We start from the raw sequence: 25098 nt of genomic DNA, 5'->3' as shown, positions 1-25098 counted from the left end.
ATGAGTTCTCAACCGATGCGGATTGCCGTGCTGGTGCCCTGCTACAATGAAGAGGCGGCGGTCGCGACCGTGGTCCGCGACTTCATGCAGGCGCTGCCGACGGCGACTGTTTACGTCTACGATAACAATTCCAAGGACCGCACCGTCGAGGTCGCGCGCGCCGCCGGCGCCGAGGTGCGCAGCGAGCGGCGGCAGGGCAAGGGCCATGTCGTCCGGCGGATGTTCGCCGACGTCGATGCCGACATCTACGTGCTGGTCGATGGCGACGCCACCTATGACGCGCCGAGCGCGCCCGCGATGATCGAGCGTCTGGTGAGCGAGCGGCTCGACATGGTGGTGGGCTTGCGGGTCGACCAGGAGCAGGCCGCCTACCGCATGGGGCATCGCACCGGCAATTGGATGCTGACGAGCTTCCTCGCCGAAGTGTTCGGCCAGGCCTTCAAGGACATCCTGTCCGGCTACCGCGTGTTCTCGCGCCGCTTCGTCAAATCCTTTCCCGTGCTGTCCGACGGCTTCGAGATCGAGACCGAACTCACCGTGCATGCGCTGGAGCTGGCGCTGCCGGTCGCCGAGATCGCAACCCCTTACTACGCACGTCCCGAGGGCTCGGTCTCCAAGCTCAACACCTGGCGCGACGGCTTCCGCATCCTCAACACGATCCTGAAACTGTACCGCTCCGAGAAGCCGCTGCGCTTCTTCACCGCCATCGGCATCTTCTTCGCGCTGGTCTCGGTGGGCTTCGCTATTCCGATCTTCGTCACCTTCATCGAGACAGGTCTGGTGCCGCGGCTGCCGACGGCGGTGCTGTCGATGGGCCTGATGATCATGGCACTGCTGTCGGCCTCGTCGGGTCTGGTGCTCGACACCGTCACGCGCGGTCGGCGCGAGATGAAGCTCTTGGCGTATCTGTCGCAATCGCCGGTGGGAGGCTGACGCTGGACGTGGGGGGCTTGCCAGGGCGAGGCCGAAGCTTGTGTCCGTGCGCTGTTCCGGCCATGGTCCGGGCTTCGATGTCCTGAACGAGACGATCATCCATGCCCATCCTGAACAGCATCGCCGCGCTCACCGACGACATGGCGGCCTGGCGCCACGATTTCCATGAACATCCCGAGCTGATGTACGAGGTGCACCGCACCGCCGGCATCGTCGCTGATCGGTTGCGCGAGTTCGGCTGCGACGAGGTGGTGACGGGCATCGGCCGCACCGGCGTGGTCGGTGTCATCCGCGGGCGCAAGACCGACTCCGGCCGCATCATCGGCCTGCGCGCCGACATGGATGCGCTGCCGATCGAGGAGGCCTCGGGCGTGCCCTATGCCTCGAAGACGCCCGGTCTGATGCATGCTTGCGGCCATGACGGCCACACCGCGATGCTGCTCGGTGCCGCCAAGCATCTCGCCGACACCCGCAATTTCGACGGCACGGCGATCGTGATCTTCCAGCCGGCCGAAGAGGGAGGCGCCGGCGGCAAGGCGATGGTCGACGACGGCCTGATGACCCGCTGGGGCATCCAGGAGGTCTATGGCCTGCACAATGCGCCGGGGGTGCCCGAGGGCATGTTCGCGCTGCGCCCGGGTCCGATGCTGGCGTCGTCCGATCAGCTCGAGATCACCGTGCACGGCAAGGGCGGTCATGCCGGCGCCGGCGTGCACAAGGCGGTCGACAGCGTGCTGATCGCCGCGCACATCATCACCGCGCTGCAGTCGATCGTGTCGCGCAATGTCGACCCGGTCAAATCGGCCGTCATCTCGATCTGCATGGTCGAGGCCGGCAAGGCGATGAACGTGATTCCCGAGACGGTCGAGCTGAAGGGCACCGTGCGCACGCTCGATCCCGACGTGCAGGACCTCGTCGAACGCCGCATCGCCGAGGTCGCCGACGGCATCGCCCGCACCTATGGCGGCACGGCAACGACGACATACACCCGGCTCTATCCGATCACGATGAATCACGCGCGTGAAGCCGTGATCGCCGCCGATGTCGCTCGCGACGTGGTCGGTGTCGAGCGTGTGGTCGACAACGCACCGCCGCTGATGGGCGCGGAGGATTTCGCCTTCATGCTGCAGGCCCGTCCCGGCGCCTTCGTCTTCCTCGGCATGGGCGACGGCAACGACTGCCATCATCCGGCCTATCGCTTCAACGATAACATCCTGGGCCACGGCGCGTCCTATTGGGTGCGGCTGGTCGAGAAGACGATGCCGGCGGAGTGAGACTCGGCCGGAACCCGGGAGCTCATCGCCGGAGCAATGATCGGAGAGGGAGCCATGGACCGCGCCGCCTGGGGATGCTATCCCGCCACCCCACATGAGTGACCTGTCCATTACGATCTCCGCCGAGAAGCCGGGCGATGCGCAAGCCATCGAGCGGCTGCATGAACGTACCTTCGGCCCCGGCCGCTTCGTGCTGAGCGCCTACCGCCTGCGCGAGCATGTCGACCATCTGCTCGCATTGTCGTTCACGGCCCATATCGGCACCCTGCTGGTCGGCTCCGTCCGGCAGTTGCCGATCTGTGTCGGCGACACCAAGGCCCTGATGCTCGGGCCGCTGACGGTCGAGCCGCCGTTCCGCAAGCACGGCATCGGCCGCATGCTGATGGAACGCTCGATCGCGGACGCGCGGACGCAGGGCCACCGCTTCATCCTGCTGGTCGGCGACGCCGCCTATTACACCCGCGTCGGCTTCAAGCCGGTGCCGAAGGGCCGGGCGACGATGCCGGGCCCGGTCGACTACAACCGGCTGCTGGTGAATGAGCTGGTGGACGGCGCCTTCGAGGGCGTCGAAGGCGCGATCCGTCCGGATTGGGATTACGCGAAGTAGTCTCGGTCTCTTCGTCATTGCGAGCGAAGCAATCCAGAGTCCCGTCCACGGCTCTGGATTGCTTCGTCGCTTCGCTCCTCGCAATGACGCGGAGGGGAAGGCTGCTCCCCCTCCGCGCCGTCGGTCAGAACTTCAGATTGGCGAACAGCCGCACGCCGATGCCGGGCAGCAGCACCTCGTCCTTGGTGTAGGACACGGAGTTGCGGATCTTCTCGTTGAGCAGGTTGTTGCCGACCATGCCGACCAGCATCTCGCGCGCGCCGAACATGTTCGGGTCGAGCTTGGTGCGGTAGCTGACTTCGGCCTTCAACAGGTTGTAGCCCGCCGTCGGCGTCTCCGCGATCTGCGCCACGTCGTTCTGCGCGAAGGCGTGCAGCAGGTTGATGCGGGTGAGCCAATTGGCGTCGCGCCAGAACAGGCCGCCGCCGACCCGCATCGGCGGGATGCGCGGCACGTTGGTGCCGTCGGGGAAGGTAGCGCGGACGACGTCGAACTGGTTCTCTATTCCCCAGATGCCGCTGCCGAGCTGGGAGACGTCGAACTGGCTCTGGAACTCGGCGCCACGGAACAACGCGTTGCGCTGCGAGTAGACTGCCTGGTTCAGCTCGGTGCCGGTCGTGCCGCACGAATCGAAATCGTCATCGCACATCACGCCGGTCAGCCGGCGATAGATGAAGTTGCTGAACTGCGTGTAGTAGGCGGTGGCCTCGAAGCGGAACGGGCCGGTGGCCTTGCGCAGGCCGACTTCGACGGTCTTGGCGGTCTCGATCGTCAGGTTCGGATTGCCGATGTCGAACGTCGCCGTCGCATCATGCCCGCCGCGCGAGAACAGTTCGGCCGCCTTCGGCGCGCGCTCGACATATTGCGCGGTGACGCTCGCGACGAGATCACCGGGCAGGTTCTGCAGCAGGCCGACGCTCGCACTCTTCGGCGTGTAGGACGGGTTGCGCGCGATGTTGGCCTGCGGCGTGCCGTCCGGCAGATAGTCGCCGGGGAAGTTCGGCGTCGAGCCGTTCAGCGACACATGCTCGATACGGCCGGCGATCTGCGCCTTGGTCGAGGGTGTGAAGGCGAGCTCGTTGAAGACGTAGCCGGCGACGCGGTTGTTGGTGTTCGGCCCGAACAGGCCGTTGAAGACCGAGCCGGGATTGTCGGGGCTCGGCGCGTTCAGCTCCTGGTGACCGGCCTGCACGCCATAGGCGGTCGTCAGCGTCGCGAAGCGCAGATTGACCGGCATCATCTGCATCTCGACGCGGGCTTCCTGCTCGCGGTTGGTGAAGGTCTGGCGCACGCCGTCGGTGGTCGGATCGGTCGTATCGGCCAAGCCGATTTCGTTGTGCCGATAGTCGGTCGCGCCAAGCCAGAAACGGACGGCGTCGATGGCCGCGGAGTCCGGCCGGTACTCGCCCTTGGCGGTGATCTTGGTCTGATGCGCGTCGATCCGGGTGCGGCTGTCGGCGCCGTCGATGCCGGGGATGTGGTAGAGCGCGTTGGTCTGGGTGATCGCCGCGCCGATGAAACCGCCGGTGAAGAAGTAGCTGCCGCCGATCGAGGCGCCCTCGTTCTGAACGGCCGAGTTCGGCTGTCGCCCGTTCACGGGGCGGGTCTGATCGAACAGGTAGGGATAGCCCGGAATGGAATAGTCGCCGGTCTTGCGGCCATAGGCATCGGCGTGAAGGGCAAAATTGCCGCCGCCGGCATCGAGCAGGATGCCGCCCTCGACGCCGCGGTCGACCGAACTGACGGAGGTGCGCGTCTCGGCGGTGACGCAAGGCGCGCTGCTTGCGGCGGGCGCGCTGGCCGGCAGACCATAGGTCTGGAACGGCGCGGTCGAGCAGGTCGGTAACGCCTGCGGAATGCGGTTGTTGGTGGCGCTGACGACACCGCCGATCGAGGTCGAGCCGTAGCGTAGCGCGGCCGGGCCGCGCACCACTTCGATCTGGTCGCTGGTGAGCGGATCGATCGGCACGAAATGGTCTTCGCCGAGATCGGACGCGCCGCCGCCGCCGATGCCGTTCTCGACGATGCCGACGCGGTTGACGTCGAGGCCGCGGATGATCGGCCGGCTGGAGGCGCCCGGCGCGAAGCTCGATCCGGTGATGCCGGGCTTCGAGTTGAGGAGATCGCCGAGCGTGGCCGCGCCGGAGCGGCGGATCTCCTCGTTCGGGACCACGGTCACGGTTGCGAACTGATCGGTCACGATCGGCAGCACGCCCTGCTGCGGCGGAGGTGGCGCGGCCTGGGCTTCGCGCGACGGCGCTGGGGTCCGCGTGCCTCGGCCAGCAACGCGGGCCGTGGGATTGGGCCGCGGCACCACCGGCTTGCGGGCGCGGATCGGACTTGGCGCCGTGACCGTGACCTCGGGCAATTCCGCCGAAGGTTTGACAGGATCATCGGCGCGCGCAGGCGCGCCCAAAGCGCACAACATGGCTGCGACGCTGCAGCCCGACATCAAAGCTCTCGGCAACATTCTTCCATTCCTGATCCTGATCAGGCGATCCCACGTCCTTCGTTGCGGGTGGGATGCGCCTGCCGTCGCTTGCGACGGATCCATTCCTTCACGCCATACAGGTGCGCATGAGCGCAGCGCGCCGGCGTTTCGACCGGTGTCAGATCAGGCGAGGGGAGGGGCGCGTGGCTGGAAGGCGGCATCAATGATGGCAGCCGCGACTTCGGTGGCAATCGCCTCGGGGAGACGAAATCCGACCGCTTCAGGAAGCGTCAGAACGGGGACCTGCGACAGCAGGACAGATTGCGCCATCGCCATGACAGCGCAGATGGCGCAGCCATCGGCGGACGGCTGCTGATCGGGATCCTGGCTTGGTGTGGATCCGGTGTGAGCCTGCGCCGTCGTGATCCGGCCGCCATCGCCAGCCTGGCCGGCGATCCAGTGAACGTGGCCAAAGGCGAGCGCGAACTGCAGCAGCAGCGCGAACAGCGCCAGCCGCGAGCCATCCTTGATGTTCGCGCGAAACCAGCTCATGGCCAGCTCTGGCTCATGTCGATCTGGCTCATGTCGATTGGCCACCCCGTTCAGCTGAGTAGCTCAGCCGTTGTTACAATGTAACATCGCAGCGGGGTGGCGCGGCGTCAATCATGGCGCAGTCGCGTTCGCACAGAATCACAGACATTGTGCCCTTCGCGCCACGCGGCTTGCACCTCAGGGTGCAAGCCCGGGGTTAGCGTCCCTCACGCACCCAGGTCGCGGCGAGCGCGCCGAGCAGCAGCAACAGGCCGATCACGCCGGCAAACATCGGCAGCACGCCGACGCCCTTGACGACGCTGGCGTCGCGCATCCGCACACCCATCCAGCCGTCGCCGCTGAATAAGGTCGACGACTTCACGGGCACGATGCGCGGCATGTCGATGCCGGAGCCGTCGGCGATGCGGCGGGCGTCGCCGCCAGTGGCCTGCGCCAACGGCTTCAGGGTCTCGGTGGTCGAGGTGACCTCGGAGAACTCCTTCGGATTGGTCGGGCCGACATTGATCAGCGCCTTCAACGTGCCGTCGGTAGCCTGCCACAGGCCGAGCTCGTTGGCGGGGAACGTCGCCTTCCACTCGCCGGGATCGCCCTGCGCCAGGGTGAGCTCGCGCGTCTGGCCCGACGGCGACGTCACGGTCACCGGCGGCACGGTGTCGCCCATGGTCTGGCGGATGACCGCGAGATCCTTGCCCTGCATCTGCAGCCGCAGCGCTTCCTCGTCCAGATCAGGCTGCTGCATCAGCCAGTGCGACATGCGCCGCAGCAGATCGAGATGCGGGCCGCCGCCTTCATAGCCGCGCGCCCACAGCCAGATGTGATCGGACAGTAGCAGCGCGACGCGGCCCGCGCCGAAGCGCGACAGCAAGAGCAGCGGCTTGCCATCGGCGCCGGTCATCACCGGAGGACTCACCGCATTGCGCGTCTCGACAGTGCGGAAGAAGCGGCTCCAGCGCGGCGGCTCGGAGGCGGAGCCTTCGAGGCCGCGCGTCACGGGATGACGCTTTCCTGCGTCGGAGAGATGCGCGTAGAACGGCTTCTCGGTGACGCCGACCGGCTCCGCCGGCAGCACCGAGTCCAGCGGCGTGCGCCAGATGCTGGTGTTGGAGGCGTAGTCCGGCCCGGCCGAGACCAGCACCGCGCCTCCATTGCGGACATAGCGTGCGATGTTGTCGAAATAGGCGATCGGCAGCACCCCCTGGCGGGCGTAGCGATCGAAGATGATCAGCTGGAATTCGTTGATCTTCTGCTGGAACAGCTCGCGGGTCGGAAACGCGATCAGCGACAGCTCGTTGATCGGCGTGCCGTCCTGCTTCTCCGGCGGCCGCAGGATCGTGAAGTGGACGAGGTCGATGCTGGCGTCCGACTTCAGGAGGTTGCGCCAGGTGCGCTCGCCGGAATGCGGCTCGCCCGACACCAGGAGCACGCGCAGCTTGTCGCGCACGCCATCGATCGAGACGACCGCGCGGTTGTTGACCAGGGTCAGCTCATTGTCGAGCGGCGAGGCCTCGATCTCGACGATGTTCTGGCCTTCATGCTTGACGTCGACGTCGATTTTCGACGTCTGCCCGCTGGTCATGGTGCGTTCGCTGATGACCTCGCCGTCGCGCCGGATCACGACCTTGGCGCTGGCGCCGACGACGCCCTGGTCGTCGAGCCGGAAGCTGACGGTCTGCGGCTGGCCGACGATGCCGAAGCGAGGAGCTGCGGTGATCGCGACGCGGCGGTCGCGCTCGGCTTTCTGTCCGGTGATCAGCGCCTGCAGCGGCGCCTGGAAGCCCAGCGCGGCCATGTTGCCGGGAATGTCGTGCACGCGGCCGTCGGTGATCAGGAACGCGCCGGCAACGCGGTCAACCGGCACGTCCGACAGCGCCGAGGTCAGCGCGCTGAACAGATGCGTGCCGTCGGTCTCGCCGTCGGCCTGGCCGGCGTCGACGACGCGCACTTCGAGGCCCTTGATCTTCTTCAGGCTGTCGACCAGCGCCTCCTGGGCGGCCTGGGTCTGCCGGGTGCGGTCGCCGAAATTCTGGCTCGGGCTCTTGTCGACGACGACGGCGGCAACCGAACTCAGCGGCTCGCGGTCCTCGCGCGTGAACTGCGGATTGGCGAGCGCGAGCGCGATCAAGGCGAGCGCGGTGACGCGGATCCAGGCGGAGCGGGAGCGGCTGATCAGCAGCAGCGCCGCGATGACCACGATCGCGCCGATCGCGAGCCACAGCACGATCGTCGGGACGAGAGGCGTGAACGCGATGCCGTAGTTCATGAGGCAAACTCGCAGTTGTCGTCATGGCCGGGCTTGTCCCGGGCATCCACGTCCAGCAGGGTCCGCTGAGTGACGTGGATGCCCGGGTCAAGCCCGGGCATGACGGCTGTGGGTTGGGCGCGACCTACGCGCACAAATGACATCACTGCCCGAGCCGTTCGATCAGGGCCGGTGCGTGGACCTGGTCGGCCTTGTAGTTGCCGGTCAGCGTGTACATCACGATGTTGACGCCGGCGCGGAAGGCGAATTCGCGCTGGCGCGGTTCGCCCGGGACCATCGGCAGCATGGCCTGGCCGTCGGGGCGGATCGCCCAGGCGCCGGCGAGGTCGTTGGAGGTGATGATGATCGGCGACACGCCGTCGCCGCCGCGTGCGGGACGCGTGGCGCTGTCCTCGTCCTCGTCCTTCGGCAGCGCCTCGACCCAGGTCTGTCCTGCGGTGAAGCGGCCGGGGAAGTCGCGCAGCAGATAGAACGTCTTGGTCAGCACGTGCTCGCGCGGCACCGGCTCGAGCTCCGGCACGTCGAGCGAGGACAGGATCTCGCGCAGCGACTGCATGCCCGGGGTCTGCTGCGCGCCGTTCTCGCCCGGAGGCGCCTCGACCGCGTCGCGGGTGTCGAAGATCACGGTGCCGCCCTGCTTCATATAGGCGTCGATCTTGTTGATCGCGTCCTGTGGCGGCTTCGGCGCGCCCGGCACGATCGGCCAGTAGATCAGCGGAAAGAACGCCAGTTCGTCGTGGGCAGGATCGATTCCGACGGGATCGCCGGCTTCGAGCGCGGTGCGCTGCGCCAGGAACAGCGTCAGCCCGGTCAGGCCCGCCTTGACGATGGCGTCGACGTCGGCGTTGCCGGTGACGACGTAAGCAAGCCGCGTCTGCGAGACTGCCCGCATCGCGAAGTCATCGCTGGCCGCATCGGCGCGCGCGCTGGTCGGCATCGCGATCGCCAGCACGGCCGCCGTCGCAAGCATCGCGAAAGCGATGACGGCCGTAGCCGGGCGGCGGCGCCGGATCAGCGAGGCCAGCGCGCCGCCGAGCAGGGCGACGATGATGGCATCGATCAGGAACAGCAGCAGCGCGGTCGACAGCAGGATGCCGCGGAGATCGCGTGGCTCGGCGGTGGTGTAGCTGGCGCGCTTGGCGCGCAGCGCCGAGGTGTCGAGCTGCAGGATGCGATCGGCGGGGCTGAGCGTATTCACGGCGGTGGGTCCGTCGGCAGGGCCATAGAAGCCGGGTGGATGATCCAGGGAGGCCCTGTCGTTGAAATCGGCCGGCAGCGGCTTGGCGGTCGACGGCGGCGGTCCGAAGGCGCCGAAGCCGTCGAGGATGTGTAGCGGCGCCAACGTCGCCTTGGCGGTCTCGCCCGCAGGGCCAGGGCCCGGCGTCGAGGTGTAGCCGGACATGTCGACGATGCGGCGAAGCATCTCGACCATCGCGCCCGACATCGGCAGGTCCGACCAGCGCATGTCGGCGCTGACATGGAACAGCGCGATCAGGCCCTTGCCGCGATGCTCGCCGGTGACCAGGGGCGTGCCGTCCTCGAGCGAGGCCCAGCTCTTGGTCGCGAGCACCGCGTCGGGCTCAGCAAGCACCTGGCGGTTGACGGTGACGTCCTTCGGCACGCTGATGCCGGCGAACGGGCCGTCGGCGGCGAAGGCGGCGAGATGCTGCGGCTTCTCCCAGGTCAGGCTGCCGCCGAGCGTGCGGCCGCCGCGGCGCAGCTTCACCGGCACGAGGTCGTCGTCGCCCTGCGCGAGCCGCGGACCGGCGAAGCGCACCAGCACGCCGCCATTCTCGATCCAGCCGTTGAGGCGGTCGCGCAGTTCCGGCGACAAGGTGCCGACATCGGCCATCACGATCATCGGCACTTTCTGATCGAGGAACTGCGTGATGACCTGCTGAGGCGCGCCGCGATCGCCGAGCCGGAGGTCGGCGAATGGCGACAGTGCGCGTGTCAGATAGAACGTCGGCGCGAGCAGCGGCTGCGCGGTGTCGCTGGTCGCACCCGAAACAATGCCGACCGCGCGGCGGCGCCAGCGCTTGTCGAGCAGCTGCACGGCGCCCGCCGAGCGCTCGCCCGCGATCTCGAGCCGGGTGATGTCGTTGCGCAGCTCGACCGGGAGATCGAAGCTCGCCTCGGCATCGTGGGCATTGCCGGTGAAGCTGAACGGCGCCTCGCCGAGCGGCGAGCCCTTGGCGTCGAGCGCACGCACGATGCCGCCGGACACCGAGAGATCGGCGCGCAGCACCTTCACCGTCATCTTGGCGGCGGCGTTCTCGGCGCCGGCGAGCGCCAGCGTCGAGGTGGTGCCGCCTTCGAACACGGTCAGGCTGCGCTCGCCGATGGTCTTGGCGAGGCCGGTCACGAACTCGCTGCCACGGCCGGGATCGACGCCGTCGGAGAACCAAAGGATTTCGGCATCGCCGGTTGCTTTGAGGAAGCGGTCGAGCTGCGGCAGCGCATCGGCGCGCTCGGTCGTGTACGGCTTCGGCGCGATCTGGCGCAACGCCACGCGCGCCGCGCCGGCCGGCATCAGCGTGAGATCACGCGCCGGCTCCGACAGCGGCAGCAGCGCGACGCCACGGCGATCGGCATCGGCATTGGCGATGATCTCGTCAGCGGCCTTGATGCGGGTCTCCCAGCTCGCCGCCGCGCTCCAGCTGTCGTCGAGCAGCAGCACCAGCGGCGCCTTGCTGCCGACCGCCTCGGTGCGCGGGTTCCAGATCGGGCCGGCTGCCGCGAAGATCACCAGCGCGGCCGCGATCAGGCGCAGCAGGGTCAGCCACCACGGCGATCGCGACGGCGTCTCTTCCTTGGGCGTGATGTCGAACAGCAGCCGCGTCGGCGGGAACTCGATGCGGCGCGGCCGCGGCGGCATCACCCGGAGCAGCCACCACAGCACGGGCAAGCTGATCAGTCCGGTCAGCAGCAGCGGTTCGGCGAAGGACAGCGGCAGGCCCATCATGCGCGCAGCCCTCCGCCAACCTTGCTCGTCGTCATACCGGCATGGAGAAACAGCAGCAGCTCCGCCGCCGAACGGCTGGTGGTGTGCGTGGTGAACAGCCAGCCGAGCTTGCCGGTCTCGGCGCGGATCTGGTCGCGATGCAGCGCGACGCGGGCGACGTAGTCCTGCGCCCAGCTCTCGGCGCGGCCGGCGGTGATCACCTCGCCGCCCTCGGGCTCGACGAATTCGACGCGGCCGGAATAGGGGAAGGTCTCCTCGGCCGGATCGACCACCTGCACCATCGTGCCATGCGCGCCGGAGGCGGACAGGCCGGCCAGCATGGTGCTGATCTCGGAGATCGGCGACCAGAAGTCCGCGAGCACGACGATCTCGGCGAGCGCCGAGGGCACGAAGGACGGCGGAAGGCTCGGCCGTGCAGCTTCGTCATGCAGCATCGCCTGAGCGATGCGGTCGATGACGTTGCGGCTCGCGGTCGGATGCAGCAGGCCGGGAATGCCGACACGCTCGCCGCCGGCGACCAACAGCTCAGCCAGTGCGAAGGTCACGATCAGCGCGCGTTCGAGCTTGCTGTCGCGCGCGCCTTTTGACGCGAACGCCATCGAGGGCGAGCGATCGGGCCAGATCCACACGGTGTGCGCGGCTTCCCATTCCTGCTCGCGGACATACAAATGGTCGTCGCGTGCCGAGCGGCGCCAGTCGACGCGTTGCGAGGGCTCACCGGAGACGAAGCGGCGATATTGCCAGAAGCTCTCACCGGAGCCGGCCCGCCGCCGTCCATGCAGGCCATGGATGACGTTGGCGGCGATCTGCCGGGCTTCGAGCACGAGACGCGGCAGCGAGGACGCCAGCGTCCGGCTTTCGCCATCGGCACGCCGGATCGCGAGAATCTCCTTGTCGGCGTGCCCAGGTGCTGTCGCCATCAACCGATCCGGCTCTTCAGTTGCCGGATCACGTCCGGAATGGTGCGACCCTCGGCGCGAGCGGGGAAGGTCAGCGCCATGCGGTGCTTGAGCACCGGCTCGGCGAGGTCGAGCACGTCATCGATCGACGGCGCGAGGCGGCCGTCGAGCAGCGCGCGGGCGCGCACCGCGAGCATCAGGGATTGGCTGGCGCGCGGACCCGGGCCCCAGGCGATCAGCTTGCCGGCATCGCCGGCATCCGGGCCGGGACGCGCGGAGCGCACCAGCGACAGGATCGCCTCGACGACGGAATCGCCGACCGGCAGACGCCGCACCAGCCGCTGTGCCGCGATCAGCGCGTCGGCGGTCATCGCGCCCTTGGCGGCGCTCTCCTCGGCGCCAGTGGTTTCGAACAGGATGCGGCGCTCGGCGTCCCGGTCGGGATAGTCGACATCGATCTCCATCAGGAAACGATCGAGCTGCGCCTCGGGCAGGGGATAGGTTCCCTCCTGCTCCAGCGGGTTCTGCGTGGCGAGCACGTGGAAAGGCTTCGGCAGGTCGTGCCGCGCGCCTGCGACGGTGATGTGCTGTTCCTGCATCGCCTGCAGCAGCGCCGACTGCGTGCGCGGGCTGGCGCGGTTGATCTCGTCGGCCATCAGCAGTTGCGCAAACACCGGTCCGGCGATGAAGCGGAACGAGCGCTTGCCGACCGTGCTCTCGTCGAGCACCTCGGCGCCGAGAATGTCTGACGGCATCAGGTCGGGCGTGAACTGCAAGCGCTTGGCATCGAGGCCGAGCGTGACGCCGAGCGTTTCGACCAGCTTGGTCTTGGCGAGACCGGGGACGCCGATCAGCAGCGCGTGTCCGCCGGACAGGATCGTCACCAGCGTGTTCTCCACGACGCGATCCTGGCCGAAGATCACGTTGGAGATCGCTTCCTTCGCCGCGCGGATCTGCCCGGAGACCTGTTCGGCCGATCGGATGATCGCATCCTCGAGCTTCTCGGCACTCTCAGCCATTCGTCGCTCCTTCTGCCCCGCATCTTCAACTTGCCGATTCAACCTGTCGACCGGCGTTCCGCTCCAGTTTATCGGGACACGGCTGCCAATCCATGCGAAGGCGCTGTATTCGTTGAGTTAAACTATCCCCATATTATCGGCATTCCGGGGTATTGACGGCATCACGATATGGCGACCTTACATCACGTGCACTGACGCCAGGAACTTTTGCACAGACGATGGCGATAAAATCCTGCACCAATCGTGCCAAGGCGCAAGCAAACTCAGGGCAAACCATGGCGAAGCAAGGGCAGACCACCAACACGGGACTCGACCGGCTCACTTCGGCTGCGACACAGGCCGGCACAGCCGGCAAAGGGCTGCCGCCGGTGCATCTGTGGAATCCGCCTTTTTGCGGCGATATCGACATGCGAATCGCCAATGATGGTAGCTGGTACTACATGGGCACGCCAATCGGCCGGCCTGCGCTGGTGCGCCTGTTCTCCACGATCCTCAAGCGTGAAGGTGAGAAGTATTTCCTGGTCACGCCGGTCGAGAAAGTCGGCATCCGCGTCGATGATGCACCCTTCATGGCCGTAGAACTGCGGAAGGAAGGCGATGCAAGCGGCGAGCTGCTGCATTTCCGCACCAATGTCGACGATTGGGTGACCTGCGACACCGCGCACCGGCTGCGGTTCGAGCCGGGCGAGAGCGGCGGCCTCACGCCCTATCTTCATGTCCGCGCCGATCTCTGGGCCAAGGTGACGCGCCCCCTCTACTATGAGCTTGTTGACATGGGGGAGGAGCGGATGATCGATGGCGAGGTGATGTTCGGCGTGGGGTCGGGCGGCGCGTTCTTCCCCATGGCCAGTGCAGAAGAGGTGAGGGCGGCGCTTTGAACCAGCCCCTGAGGAACGTGGCTGCGACGCTCGATTCGGCGGAATTCTTCGCGCGGGGGCGCGCGCGGCTGGGTTTCGACGTGCCGCCGGCGCTGCTCGATCCCGATGTCATTCCGGCCAGCGGAGATTCCGGCACCGACCGCATGCTCGAGATCATCTCGCGCGAGCAGCCGATCCGCCCGGCCGCGGTGCTGATCCCGGTGGTGGATCATCCCGAGCCGACGGTGCTGTTGACCCAGCGCTCGCCCAATCTCTCCAGCCATGCCGGGCAGATCGCCTTTCCGGGCGGCAAGATCGACGTCACCGATGCCTCGCCGTTGGACGCGGCGTTGCGCGAGGCCGAGGAGGAGGTCGGGCTCGACCGCAGCTTCGTCGACCCGATCGGCTATCTCGACGTCTACGGCACGGCGTTCGGCTTTCGCATCCTGCCGACGGTGGCGCGGGTGCGGCCGGGATTTTCGCTGCGGATCAACGAAGGCGAGGTCGACGATGCCTTTGAGGTGCCGCTGGCGTTCCTGATGGATCCCGCCAATCACCAGCTGCATTCCAAGGAGTTTCGCGGCATGGAGCGCTCGTATTACGCGATGCCGTTCGCCGAGCGCTACATTTGGGGCGCTACGGCGGGCATCTTGAGGGTTTTGTACGAACGGATTTGTCTGTCATGATCCGAGCCGTGTTGACGGAAATCGGAATCTTCCTCATTCCTTTCGCAGTTTATGTGTTGTTCTTGCTCGCGACCAGGTCGGGGCTCTTGGTGCCCGCTCACTGGCCGCTTCATTTGGTGACGAAATTGACGGTGGCGGCGCTGGTGTTGGTGATTGCAAGTCTGCTCCTGGTTGTCGAGTTCTCCGGCGCGCCGCCGCGCTCGACCTATGTGCCGGCTCACATCGAGAACGGCAGGCTCGTTCCCGGAGTCGAGAAATGACGGACGCGCGGGTGCTGGATGCGCCCTGGCTGTCGTCCGGTCCGGCCGCGCGGGTGCTCGCGCTTCTCAACTGCGACGGCGAGGAGGCGCGCGTCGTCGGCGGTGCCGTCCGCAATGCGCTGCTCGGCATTCCCATCGGCGACATCGACATCGCAACCACGGCGCTTCCGGCCGAGGTGATCCGGCGCGCCAAGGCCGCCTCGATCAAGAGCGTGCCGACCGGCATCGACCACGGCACCGTGACGCTGGTGCTCGAGGCGCATCCGTTCGAGGTGACGACCTTGCGCGAGGACACCGAGACCTTCGGCCGCAAGGCGAAGGTCGAATTCGGCCGCGACTGGGTCGGCGACGCGCATCGGCGCGATTTCACCATCAACGCGCTGTCGGTCGGCCCGGACGGTGTCGTGCACGATCATGTCGGCGGCCTCGACGACATCGCCGTGCGCCGCGTGCGGTTCATCGGCGATCCCGCCCAGCGCATCGCCGAGGACTACTTACGCATCCTGCGCTTCTTCCGCATTCATGCGGCGTTCGGTCATGGTGCGCCGGATCAGGACGGCTATCTCGCCTGCATCGCCGGCCGTGCCGGACTCGCCACCTTGTCGGCCGAACGTGTGCGGATGGAGATGCTGAAGCTCCTGGTCACGGACGGTGCGGTCGGCGCGGTCACCGCGATGACCGATGGCGGCCTGCTGACGGTGATCCTCGGCGGCGTCGCCTATCTCGGCCCGTTCGCGGCGATGATCGAGATCGAGCGCGAGCTCGCGCTGCCGGCGAGTGCGGTTCGCCGCCTCGCGGCGCTGGCCGTTGCCGTCACCGAGGATGCGCGCCGGCTCGGCAGCAGGCTGAAGCTCTCCAATGCCGAGACCAAGGCGCTGGACGGCATGGGCCATCGCTGGTGGCGCTTTGCCTCGGCCGACGAGGCGCGGGTGCGGCGGCTGCTGTATCGTCTCGGCGAGACCGTCTATCGCGATCGCCTGCTGCTCGGCTGGGCGCGCGCCGGCCGGGATCGCGACGATCCGCGCTGGCGCGAGCGCGCGCTGCTGCCGCAGCGCTTCACGCCGCCGAAACTGCCGCTGAAGGCCGCCGATTTCATCGCGCGCGGCGTGGCGGAGGGGCCGCTGCTCGGCCACGTGCTGACGCTCGCCGAGGATGCCTGGCTGGCGGCGGATTTCCCGCTCGACGAGGCCTCGCTGAACGCGATCGCCGACCAGGCGGCCGCGCGCGTGAACCGCGACGGACGAAGCTGACTCCGTCCGCCGCGATCGGGCCTCACGTGGGGACGGCGGCGGTCTGACAGCGCCGGAAGCCTTCGCGCAGGATGTCCTCCGGCAGATCGCGTCCGATGAAGACGAGGCGGCTGAGCTTCGTCTCGCCGGGCTTCCAGGGACGTTGATGGTCGCCTTCGAGAAGCATGTGCACACCCTGCACGACGAAGCGGTCCGGATCATCCCGGAAATGGAGGATGCCTTTCAACCGCAGGATGTCCATTCCGAAGTGCTGGACAGTCTGCTGCAGCCAGGGAAGGAACGCTTCGGGCACGAGCGGATTTTCGGTCGTCAGCGACAGGCTTTTGACGTGCGCGTCGTGCTCGTGCTCATGCTCCTCGTTGAGAAAATCGGGCTCGAAGGCGAGGATGCGGTCGAGATCGAAGGCATTGCGGTCGAGAACCTCGTCGAGATCGAGCGCGCAGCGCTCGGTGCGATGGATCACCGCATAGGGATTGATGGCGCGAATGCGCGCCTCGATCGACGCCAGCTCCGTCTCGGAGACGAGATCGGTCTTGTTGAGCAGGATCACGTCGGCGAAGGCGATCTGCTCCTGCGCTTCATGGGCGCGGTCGATCTCGCCGAGCAGGTGCCGTGCATCGATCACGGTCACGATGGCGTCCAGCTTGGTGTTGCGGCGGACGTCGTCGTCGACCAGGAAGGTCTGCGCCACCGGCGCGGGATCGGCGAGCCCGGTGGTCTCGACGATGATCGCATCGAACTTGCCGCGCCGCTTCATCAACCCCTGCAGGATCCTGATGAGGTCGCCGCGCACGGTGCAGCAGATGCAGCCGTTGTTCATCTCGAAGATTTCTTCCTCGGCATTGACGACCAGATCATTGTCGATGCCGACCTCACCGAACTCGTTGACGATGACGGCGTAGCGCTTGCCGTGCGTCTCGGTGAGAATGCGATTGAGCAGGGTGGTTTTTCCGGCACCGAGATAGCCGGTGAGAACGGTCACGGGAGTCTGTGGGGCTGCGGCGGTCATGTTGTCCCTTTCGGCGCTTTGGAGGTGGTTCACGGGTCACGGCACGGCTCGGCGGGGCAGATGGTCTCGGCTCGTTCTCGTCGGCGGAGCGCAGCCGCCATCGGCTTGAATTTTGTTATGTTATAACGTAACAAAATTCGACACCAGGAGCATCCGCGTGAGTAACGTCGAAATCATCCGCAGCCGGCGCGTCGGGCCGTCCGACGCGTCGCGCGACGTTGCCTCGGTCCGAGCGTCGGCAGCGGTCGTTCGCCTGGCCGATTTCAGACCCAAGCGCCGCGAGCGAATCTACGATCCCGACAAGATCTGGTCCGGCGAGCACACGGCGCAGGACTACACCGAGCGCTGAGCGACCCGTCGCGAGTGGCTACGTCCGGATGCACGCGTCGCGCGGCGCGACCGCAGCAGGGCGTCATCGCGCCGACGTGATCGCGAGATGCACGCGAATCCATCCTGCATGGGGTTGCGCAGGAACCGCATCTCGGTCATGAGCTGGCTCTCGCAGAGGATGGCTCGCTCGCCGCATATCGCGTGCGTCGGATCATCGCTGACCGCGATCGCCGATCAGGCGGCGGCGCGCGTCAACCGCGACGGATGGACATGAATTTTCTGGCAGGCTTCGCCGATATTTCGCTGCTTCAGCTCCTGCTCGTCGCCTCCGTTGCTCTCTTTGCTTCCATCATCGGTGGTCTGGCCGGCTACGGCACCGGCGCCTTGATGCCGCTCGTCCTGGTGCCGATGGTCGGTGCCGAGCCGGTGGTGCCGATCATCGCGATCTCGGCGATCCTGACCAATCTCAGCCGCGTCGCGGCCTACATCAAGGAAGCCGATCGCACGCGCGCCGGCATCGTCGTCGCCGCGGCGGCGCTCACGACGGCGCTCGGCGCCTATGGCTACACACGGCTGACCAATGCCGGCGCGGCCTTCGTGATCGGCACGATGCTGATCATGAGCGTGCCGCTGCGCCGGATCCTGCGCAAGCGCGACGTCCGCATCGGCAATGGCGGGCTCGCCGCCGGTGCCGTCGGCTATGGCGTGCTGGTCGGCGGCACCTCCGGCTCCGGCGTGATCCTGCTGTCGCTCTTGATGGCCGCAGGCCTCGAAGGCGCGGCCGTCATCGCCACCGACGCGATGATCTCGGTCGCGACGGGCATCATCAAGATCTCGGTGTTCGGCCTCGCCGGCGTCGTCACCGCGCAGGTGCTGGCCTTCGCGCTGCTGATCGGCGCGGTCGCCATCCCCGGCGCCTTCCTCGCCAAGGCCTTCGTCGCCCGCATGCCGGTGCACATCCACGCCGCCATCCTCGATGCCGCCGTCATCACCGGCGGCGGCGTGATGATCGCGACAGCGTTGCGGCATCTGCTGCCGGCCGCGTAGGCCGGCTGCTTGCCGCAGCAGCGGCCGGCGATCAGCGCCGGTACTGATCCTCGCTCACATGCTCCATCCAGGTGACAGGGCTGCCGTTCAGCGATTCCTGAATTGCGATGTGACTCATCGCGGTGGTCGCGCTAGCGCCGTGCCAATGCTTCAGCCCGGGCGGGAACCACACGACGTCGCCCGGGCGGATATCCTCGATCGGACCGCCCTCGCGCTGCACCCAGCCGAGTCCGGCGGTGACGATCAGCGTCTGCCCCAGCGGATGGGTGTGCCAAGCGGTGCGGGCGCCCGGCTCGAAGGTGACATGCGCGCCGTTGGCGCGCGCCGGGTCTTGCGCCTGAAACAACGGATCGATGCGTACAGCGCCGGTGAACCACTCCTCCGGCCCCTTGGCCGACGGCCGCGAGCCGGCACGCTTGATGTCGATGTCCATGGCTTCACTCCTGTGCTTGGCTGAGCGCGCCAATGCGCCCGCCTTGTCCGCGGCTGTCGCGACGGCCAGGACCAAGGCCGCAAGGAGCTCCCGTCGCCCGACCTCCAGGCTCACTCCGCCGCGACCGTCACCTTGACGGAGCCGGGGACGTCGAGCGCTTCGACGCTGCCGTCGATCCTGCCGAGAACGATGATGCCGGGCGAGGGAATGGGTTGCCCGTCATGGCGATAGTAGATCGCGACATCGCGCGCCGGCGACCAGTAGATCACATCGCCGATCGCATAGTCGCGGCGGCGCTCGCCGCCCTCGGCAAGGGCGCGAGGCAAATGCGCGAACTTTTCGCGCCCGAACAGGTCCTCCATGGTGAGCGACAGCGGCAGCAACGCAACGAAGTCCCGCGTCGTCGGGCTGTCGACGAGGGTGGCTGAGACGGCCTTGCCGTTGATGGTCAGGCGCAGCTTCATGGTCTGTCCTGCGGATTGTGGCTGCGCCCTCGCGGCCGGAGCGAACGTCAGTGCGAGTGCGGCGGCGAGGAGGTGCGAGGTGATCGCGCGTATCATGCCACGGTCATCCCGCCGTCGACGGTCAGCGCGTGGCCGACGACATAGCTCGCGCCCGGGCTGCACAACCACAGCACGGCGGAGGCGATCTCCTCCGGCCATCCGGCGCGTCCGATAGGCACTTGCCGGGCTATATCGTCATAGGCAGTCTCGTCGCCGGCGACGACGTCGCGCGCGATCTTCGTGTCGATCAGGCCGGGATTGACCGCATTGACGCGGATGCCGTGCTTGACGACTTCGAGCGCCGCCGTCCGCGTCAGCCCGACGACGCCGTGTTTGCTGGCGATGTAGGAGGCGATGCCGGGATTGCCGGTCAGCGCCCCGACCGAGGCGTTGTTCACGATCGCGCCGCTGCCTTGTCGTTGCATTTGCCGGAGCTCATGCTGCATACAACTCCAGACTCCGCGCAGGTTGATGCCGATCACGCGGTCCCAATCCTCGCGCGGGCTGTCGGTGATCGGCGCAACGCGCGCCATGACGCCGGCATTGTTGAAGGCGGCGTCGAGCCGACCGAAGGTGGCGACGGTGCGATCGACCAAGGCGGCGACGTCGGCATCGTCGCTGACGTCGCAGCGGACAGCGAGCGCGTTGTGACCGCAACCGACCAGATCCCTGGCGGCTGCGGCGACCGGGTCCTCTCTGACATCAGCGAGGACGACAGCGGCGCCGGCCTCGGCAAAGGCGCGGGCGGTCGCCAAGCCCATGCCCGAGGAGGCGCCGGTGACCAGCGCCACCTTGCCTGTGAAGTCCAATGGATGGGTCATGACACGAGTCCTTGTTTCGATTGCTACGGCTGCAGCAGCACCTTGATGGCGCGGCGCTCGTCCATGGCGCGATAGGCGTCGGCGACTCGTTCCAGCGGCAGAGTGAGATCGAACACCTTGCCGGGATTGATCGCGCCGCTCATCACGAGGTCGATCAGCTTCGGCAGATATTTCCGCACCGGCGCCGGGCCGCCATGGAGATGCACGTGCTCGAAGAACAGCTCCTCGCCATTCAGTTCGACGCCGTGGGGAACGCCGACATAGCTGACATAGCCGCCGGGACGCGCGGCGTGGATCGCCTGCATCATCGACTCCTGCGTGCCGACGCATTCGAGCACCGAGTCGGCGCCGATGCCGTTGGTCATGTCTATGATGCGGGCGACGCCGTCATGGCCGCGCTCGGTGACGATGTCGGTGGCACCGAACGCGAGCGCGAGCTTCTGCCGGCTGTCGTGCCGGCTCATCGCGATGATGCGTGCGGCGCCCATTTGCCGCGCCGAGAGAATACCGAGCAGGCCGACCGCGCCGTCGCCGACCACGGCGACCGTCGCGCCCGGCTTGACGTTGGCCGCATCGGCGGCGAACCACCCGGTGCCGAGGACGTCCGAGGTCGTCAGGATGCTCGCCAGCAGCTCGGGCGAAGGGACGCCCGGCGTCGGCACCAGGGTGCCGTCGGCCTGCGGCACGCGCAGGAATGGCGCCTGGGCGCGGCTGATGAACTCCCGCTTCACGCAGGACGATTGATAGCCGAAATTACAGTGCGGGCAGGTATTGTCCGACGTTGCGAACGAGCCGACGACGAACTGTCCCGGCTTGATCGTGCGCACGGCGCTGCCGACGTCCTCGACCACGCCGCAATATTCGTGGCCCATCGGTGTCGGGCCGTCGAGCGGCTGCAGGCCGCGATAGGGCCACAGATCCGAGCCGCAGACGCAGGTCGCGGCGATGCGGATGATTGCGTCGGTCGGCTCGATGATGTCAGGCATCTCGCGGTCCTCGAAACGCACGTCACGAGGACCATAAAGAACAGCACCGCGCATGGCCGGGTCTCCTCTGAGGCTTGCCGCCATGCTCGATTTAGTCCGCGCCCCGTCCGGGACTAGCCGCTATGATCGGCATGCACTTATGAGCAGGGTTGATGAATGCAGAGCGGCAGACTGGACGACCTCCTGGCCTTCGTGGCGATCGCGCGCGAGCGCAGCTTCACCAAGGCTGCCGCGACGCTCGGCGTGTCGCAATCGGCGCTAAGCTACACCATCCGCGAGCTCGAGGCGCGGCTCGGCGTTCGGCTGTTGACGCGCACCACGCGCAGCGTCGCGCCGACGGCGGCCGGCTTGCGGCTCCTGACCGTCGCGGGGCCGCGGCTGGAAGAGATCGAGGGCGAGCTCGCCGCGATCCGCGAACTCCGCGAGAAGCCGGCCGGCACCATCCGCATCACCGCGACCGAATACGCCGCGGAGGCGGTGCTCCTGCCAAAGCTGGCCAAGCTGCTGCCGGCCTATCCAGATATCAAGGTGGAGATCGTCATCGACTACGGTCTCACCGACATCGTGGCCAAGGGCTTCGATGCCGGCGTCCGCAGCGGCGAGCAGGTCGAGAAGGACATGGTCGCGGTCCGGATTGCGCCGGACATGCGCATCGCCGTGGTCGGCACGCCCGCTTATTTCAAGACGCGCCCCGTGCCGAAGAGACCGCAGGAGCTGATCGGCCACAATTGTCTGACCTTGCGCTTGCCGACGCATGGCGGCCTGCATGCCTGGGAGTTCGAGAAGACCGGACGCGACCTGCGGGTCCGCGTCGAGGGCCAAGTGACCTATAATGCGACGTCGCAAATCATGAAGGCCGCGCTGGCGGGCCTTGGCCTCGCCTATGTGCCGGAGGGCTGGGCGGAGCCCTACGTCAAGAAGGGCCGTTTGAAGCGCGTGCTGGAGGATTGGTGTCCGCCCTATTCGGGCTATCACCTCTATTTTCCGAGTCGCCGGCAGCAGTCCGCCGCCTTCGCCCTGCTGGTCGAGGCGTTGCGCCACCGCGCGTGAGACCTTGCTGACCACCTGCGGCATGTCGTCTCGATTGATCGAACCAGCTCATAGGTGCATGCGAAGCCGGACGGCTAATGCGAGGCGGACGCAGACGATAGATGTTGCGCCTCATTCCACGTCCGTCCGCGCGGTCGGCTGTACGCCGCCGCCCATGCCCTTGGAGCAGCACCATGGAAGTGACTATCAACGGCAAGCGCCATCAGGTGACGATGGCGGAGGACACGCCGCTGTTGTGGGTGATCCGCGACGAGCTCGGCATGACCGGTACCAAATATGGTTGCGGTATCGCGCAATGCGGCGCGTGCACGGTACTGATCGACGGCCAGGCGACACGCTCCTGCGTGACGCCGGTCGGCAGCGTCGCGGGGCAGCAGGTCACCACGATCGAGGCGATCACCGAGGATGCGGTCGGCCGTCGCGTCGTCGAGGCCTGGGTCGAGAACCAGGTGCCGCAATGCGGCTACTGCCAGTCCGGCCAGGTGCTGGCCGCGACCGCGCTAATCAAGCAGAACGCCAGGCCCAGCGAGCAGGACATCGCGGGTGCGATGGTCAACCTGTGCCGCTGCGGCACCTACAACGCGATCGCCGCCGCCGTGCGGCAGGTCTCGCAGGGCTGAGGGAGGCGCACCCATGACCGAGATGCTTCGCGATCTCTCCGCCGCCGCGTCAGATGCCCGCCCGGTGAATCTCTCCCGCCGCGGCTTCCTCGGCGCGGCCGCCGGCGCGCTGGTGCTCGGCGTCAATCTGCCCGGCACCAAGGTTGCTGCGCAGGCCGCTGCTCCAGCCGCGAAGGCGCCGAACGTCGCGGCGTTTCTGGAGATCCGTGCCGACAACACCATCCTGCTGCGCAGCCCGTTCGTCGAAGGCGGGCAGGGTATCTCGACGGCGCTGGCGCAGATCGTCGGCGAGGAGCTGGATGCCGATCCCAAGAGCTTTACCGTCGAATGCGCGCCGCCGGGCGCGGACTATCTGGTCGTGAACGGCGCCCGCTTCACCGGCGGCAGCTTCTCCGTCCGCTCGAGCTACGCGACCATGCGCCGCGTTGGTGCCTCGGCGCGCCAGATGCTGCTGCAGGCCGCGGCCGCGCGGTGGCGCGTGCCGTTCGACAGCCTGTCGACCGAGCCGGGCCGCGTGCGTCACCCGGTGTCGAACCGCACCATCGACTACGGAGCGCTTGCCGCCGACGCGGCCAAGCTGCCGGTGCCGGAGACGGTCGCGCTGCGACCGGAGAAGGATTTTCGCTGGATCGGCAAGCCGTTCGCGCGGCTCGATGCGCGCGACAAATCGACCGGCCAGGTGAGCTACGGCATCGACCTGAAGGTCGAGGGCATGCTGCAGGCTGCCGTCCAGCATGCGCCGCGCCGCGGCCTGGAGCCGGGCGCCTTCGCCAATGAGGCAGAGGTAAAGGCGATGACCGGCGTGCATTCGATCCACCGCTTGGCCGGCGCGGTTGCGGTTGTCGCCGAGCGCTGGTGGTACGCCCGCCGCGCGGTCGAGACGCTGAAGGTGACTTGGACCGAGCCCATGGCCGGCGCGCAGGGCGTGGTGCCCGCGAATTTCTCTTCGGAGGGACGCAAGGCGCAGCTTGCGGCAACGCCGGGTCCCGGCTTCAACGCGGAGACCGCCGGTGACGTCAACGCTGCGCTCGCAGGCGCCGCGCGTGTGGTTACCGCGAGCTACGATGCGCCCTATCTGGTGCACGGTCAGCTCGAGCCGCCTTCGGCGATCGCGCGCTGGAATGCCGACGGCACGCTCGATCTGTGGCTGCCCAACCAGGCGCCGGAGATGTTCCAGGCCGCAGCCGCCAAGGTCGCGGGCATCGCGCCTGACAAGGTCAAGCTGCACTCGCCGCCGCTTGGCGGCTTCTTCGGCCGTCACTTCGTCTATCCGCCGGCCAATCCGTTTCCCGAGGTGATTCAGCTCGCCAAAGCCGTCAGGCGTCCGGTGAAGGTGATCTGGAGCCGCGAGGAGGAATTCCTGCGCGACGCCATGCGTCCGCTCGGCTTCGCGCGCTTCAAGGGCGGCCTCGACAAGGACGGCATCCCCGTCGCGATTGAAGCCGAAGCCGTCGGCGACGGACCGCTGGCCCGCTGGTTCGGCCGCAAGCCGGACACCGCGGACTCTTCCGCGGTCGAAGGCATCGCCGACAAGCCCTATGCGATCCCGCACCGGCGCGTCGCGCATGTGCTGGTCGAGGATCCCATCGTGCTCGGCTTCTGGCGCTCGGTCGGTCATTCGATGAACGACTTCTTCTACGAGACGTTCTTCGACGAGCTCGCCGATGCCGGCCGCCAGGATCCGTACCAGTTGCGGCTGCGCCTGCTGGCGGACAAGCCGCGCCACAAGACGCTGCTGGAGGCCGTGGGCGATCTCTCCGGCGGCTGGAAGCGCGGCCCGTTCACGGCCGCCGACGGCACCAGGCGCGCCCGCGGCGTGGCGATGGCTTCGCCGTTCGGCAGCGAGGTCGCGACCATCGCCGAGGTGTCGCTGAAGGACGGCGCCGTCCGCGTGCACGACGTCTGGGTCGCGATCGATCCCGGCCGGATCGTCAATCCCGCGATCATCGAAGCGCAGGTCAACTCGGCGGTCGCGCTTGGGCTGTCTTCGGCGCTGCTGGAGGAGATCGTGTTCGCAGACGGCATGCCGCAGGCGCGCAACTTCGACGCCTATCCCATCCTGCCGCCGGACCGCATGCCGCGCGTGCACGTCCGTATCGTCGAGAGCGGCGCGCCGATGGGCGGCATCGGCGAGCCGGGCCTGCCCGGCGTGCCGCCGGCCGTTGCCAACGCGGTCGCGGCGCTGACCGGGCAGCGCATCCGCAGCCTGCCGCTGTCGAAAGTCAAGTTCGACGAGGCGGCGGGACGGACCTGAGGTCACGTTGTCTCGGCGCGGCCGGTGCGCTCCCTCTCCCCGTCCTACACGG

General features: G+C 67.5%; 23 protein-coding genes. 12 read left to right on the top strand and 11 right to left on the bottom strand.

Annotated elements, in window-relative coordinates:
- The 3 genes from ACQR1L_RS06510 to ACQR1L_RS06500 all read left to right on the top strand — a co-directional run bounded on the left by ACQR1L_RS06510 (position 1) and on the right by ACQR1L_RS06500 (position 2814).
- Positions 1 to 933: a glycosyltransferase family 2 protein gene (locus ACQR1L_RS06510; RefSeq protein WP_434857100.1), complete on the top strand. Its 933-nt coding sequence runs from the start codon at positions 1 to 3 to the stop codon at positions 931 to 933.
- A gap of 101 nt (positions 934 to 1034) precedes the next feature.
- Positions 1035 to 2207 carry a M20 aminoacylase family protein gene (locus ACQR1L_RS06505; protein ID WP_434857099.1) on the top strand — a complete coding sequence of 391 codons (1173 nt, stop codon included), beginning with the start codon at positions 1035 to 1037 and terminating at the stop codon, positions 2205 to 2207.
- Positions 2208 to 2301: 94 nt separating this feature from the next.
- Positions 2302 to 2814, top strand: a complete 513-nt coding sequence (locus tag ACQR1L_RS06500) for a GNAT family N-acetyltransferase (RefSeq protein WP_434857098.1) — start codon at positions 2302 to 2304, stop codon at positions 2812 to 2814.
- A gap of 124 nt (positions 2815 to 2938) precedes the next feature.
- Here the strand turns inward: ACQR1L_RS06500 and ACQR1L_RS06495 are convergent, their stop codons facing one another.
- From ACQR1L_RS06495 to ACQR1L_RS06470, 6 genes are all read right to left on the bottom strand, one after another.
- Positions 2939 to 5266, bottom strand: coding sequence for a TonB-dependent receptor (locus ACQR1L_RS06495; protein ID WP_434857097.1), 2328 nt, complete (start codon positions 5264 to 5266; stop codon positions 2939 to 2941).
- Positions 5267 to 5428: 162 nt separating this feature from the next.
- Positions 5429 to 5797 carry a DUF2946 family protein gene (locus tag ACQR1L_RS06490; RefSeq protein WP_434857096.1) on the bottom strand — a complete coding sequence of 123 codons (369 nt, stop codon included), beginning with the start codon at positions 5795 to 5797 and terminating at the stop codon, positions 5429 to 5431.
- Between the two features lie 196 nt (positions 5798 to 5993).
- On the bottom strand, positions 5994 to 8057 hold the full coding sequence (locus ACQR1L_RS06485; RefSeq protein WP_434857095.1) for a hypothetical protein: 2064 nt from the start codon (positions 8055 to 8057) through the stop codon (positions 5994 to 5996).
- A gap of 142 nt (positions 8058 to 8199) precedes the next feature.
- Positions 8200 to 11022, bottom strand: a complete 2823-nt coding sequence (locus tag ACQR1L_RS06480; protein WP_434857094.1) for a DUF4159 domain-containing protein — start codon at positions 11020 to 11022, stop codon at positions 8200 to 8202.
- On the bottom strand, positions 11019 to 11942 hold the full coding sequence (locus ACQR1L_RS06475) for a DUF58 domain-containing protein (RefSeq protein ID WP_434857093.1): 924 nt from the start codon (positions 11940 to 11942) through the stop codon (positions 11019 to 11021). Before ACQR1L_RS06475 ends, ACQR1L_RS06480 begins: the two co-directional genes overlap by 4 nt.
- Positions 11942 to 12940: an AAA family ATPase gene (locus ACQR1L_RS06470; RefSeq protein ID WP_434857092.1), complete on the bottom strand. Its 999-nt coding sequence runs from the start codon at positions 12938 to 12940 to the stop codon at positions 11942 to 11944. Before ACQR1L_RS06470 ends, ACQR1L_RS06475 begins: the two co-directional genes overlap by 1 nt.
- 275 nt (positions 12941 to 13215) lie before the next feature.
- On the opposite strand from ACQR1L_RS06470, the gene ACQR1L_RS06465 reads away from it, so the two are divergent.
- The 4 genes from ACQR1L_RS06465 to ACQR1L_RS06450 are packed head-to-tail and all read left to right on the top strand — an operon-like array spanning position 13216 to position 15993.
- Positions 13216 to 13818, top strand: coding sequence for a DUF1285 domain-containing protein (locus ACQR1L_RS06465; RefSeq protein WP_434857254.1), 603 nt, complete (start codon positions 13216 to 13218; stop codon positions 13816 to 13818).
- Positions 13815 to 14483 carry a CoA pyrophosphatase gene (locus ACQR1L_RS06460; protein ID WP_434857091.1) on the top strand — a complete coding sequence of 223 codons (669 nt, stop codon included), beginning with the start codon at positions 13815 to 13817 and terminating at the stop codon, positions 14481 to 14483. Before ACQR1L_RS06465 ends, ACQR1L_RS06460 begins: the two co-directional genes overlap by 4 nt.
- Positions 14480 to 14743 (top strand): DUF6111 family protein, encoded by a 264-nt coding sequence (locus ACQR1L_RS06455; RefSeq protein WP_434857090.1) that lies wholly within the window; start codon positions 14480 to 14482, stop codon positions 14741 to 14743. The genes ACQR1L_RS06460 and ACQR1L_RS06455 overlap by 4 nt, the downstream gene beginning before the upstream one ends.
- Entirely contained in the window at positions 14740 to 15993 is a 1254-nt protein-coding gene (locus ACQR1L_RS06450) for a CCA tRNA nucleotidyltransferase (protein WP_434857089.1), read from the top strand. The genes ACQR1L_RS06455 and ACQR1L_RS06450 overlap by 4 nt, the downstream gene beginning before the upstream one ends.
- A gap of 22 nt (positions 15994 to 16015) precedes the next feature.
- Here the strand turns inward: ACQR1L_RS06450 and ACQR1L_RS06445 are convergent, their stop codons facing one another.
- Positions 16016 to 17002 (bottom strand): CobW family GTP-binding protein, encoded by a 987-nt coding sequence (locus ACQR1L_RS06445; protein WP_434857088.1) that lies wholly within the window; start codon positions 17000 to 17002, stop codon positions 16016 to 16018.
- Positions 17003 to 17159: 157 nt separating this feature from the next.
- Between ACQR1L_RS06445 and ACQR1L_RS06440 the strand changes: the two genes are divergently transcribed.
- Positions 17160 to 17351 (top strand): hypothetical protein, encoded by a 192-nt coding sequence (locus tag ACQR1L_RS06440; protein WP_434857087.1) that lies wholly within the window; start codon positions 17160 to 17162, stop codon positions 17349 to 17351.
- A 251-nt stretch (positions 17352 to 17602) separates the two neighbouring features.
- Entirely contained in the window at positions 17603 to 18379 is a 777-nt protein-coding gene (locus tag ACQR1L_RS06435) for a TSUP family transporter (RefSeq protein ID WP_434857086.1), read from the top strand.
- Between the two features lie 31 nt (positions 18380 to 18410).
- On the opposite strand, the gene ACQR1L_RS06430 is transcribed toward ACQR1L_RS06435, so the two are convergent.
- The 4 genes from ACQR1L_RS06430 to ACQR1L_RS06415 form a co-directional block, all read right to left on the bottom strand.
- Positions 18411 to 18806 (bottom strand): (R)-mandelonitrile lyase, encoded by a 396-nt coding sequence (locus ACQR1L_RS06430; protein ID WP_434857253.1) that lies wholly within the window; start codon positions 18804 to 18806, stop codon positions 18411 to 18413.
- Positions 18807 to 18922: 116 nt separating this feature from the next.
- Complete coding sequence (locus ACQR1L_RS06425; protein ID WP_434857085.1) at positions 18923 to 19372, bottom strand: cyclophilin-like fold protein; 450 nt, start codon at positions 19370 to 19372, stop codon at positions 18923 to 18925.
- A complete protein-coding gene (locus ACQR1L_RS06420) occupies positions 19369 to 20136 on the bottom strand; it encodes a glucose 1-dehydrogenase (RefSeq protein ID WP_434857084.1) in 768 nt (255 codons plus the stop codon). Before ACQR1L_RS06420 ends, ACQR1L_RS06425 begins: the two co-directional genes overlap by 4 nt.
- 23 nt (positions 20137 to 20159) lie before the next feature.
- On the bottom strand, positions 20160 to 21176 hold the full coding sequence (locus tag ACQR1L_RS06415) for a zinc-dependent alcohol dehydrogenase family protein (RefSeq protein WP_434857083.1): 1017 nt from the start codon (positions 21174 to 21176) through the stop codon (positions 20160 to 20162).
- A 102-nt stretch (positions 21177 to 21278) separates the two neighbouring features.
- On the opposite strand from ACQR1L_RS06415, the gene ACQR1L_RS06410 reads away from it, so the two are divergent.
- The 3 genes from ACQR1L_RS06410 (at position 21279) to ACQR1L_RS06400 (ending at position 25046) form a co-directional block, all read left to right on the top strand.
- Complete coding sequence (locus ACQR1L_RS06410) at positions 21279 to 22172, top strand: LysR family transcriptional regulator (protein ID WP_434857082.1); 894 nt, start codon at positions 21279 to 21281, stop codon at positions 22170 to 22172.
- A gap of 173 nt (positions 22173 to 22345) precedes the next feature.
- A complete protein-coding gene (locus ACQR1L_RS06405; protein ID WP_434857081.1) occupies positions 22346 to 22792 on the top strand; it encodes a (2Fe-2S)-binding protein in 447 nt (148 codons plus the stop codon).
- A 13-nt stretch (positions 22793 to 22805) separates the two neighbouring features.
- Positions 22806 to 25046, top strand: a complete 2241-nt coding sequence (locus tag ACQR1L_RS06400) for a molybdopterin cofactor-binding domain-containing protein (RefSeq protein ID WP_434857080.1) — start codon at positions 22806 to 22808, stop codon at positions 25044 to 25046.
- Positions 25047 to 25098 lie beyond the last annotated feature (52 nt).

Origin of the sequence: Bradyrhizobium sp. HKCCYLR20261, assembly GCF_051168435.1 — a bacterium.
In the GTDB taxonomy this organism is placed as follows: Bacteria; Pseudomonadota; Alphaproteobacteria; order Rhizobiales; family Xanthobacteraceae; genus Bradyrhizobium.
Note: the sequence above shows the minus strand (reverse complement) of the source record. Positions and strands in the feature narration are given on the sequence as shown.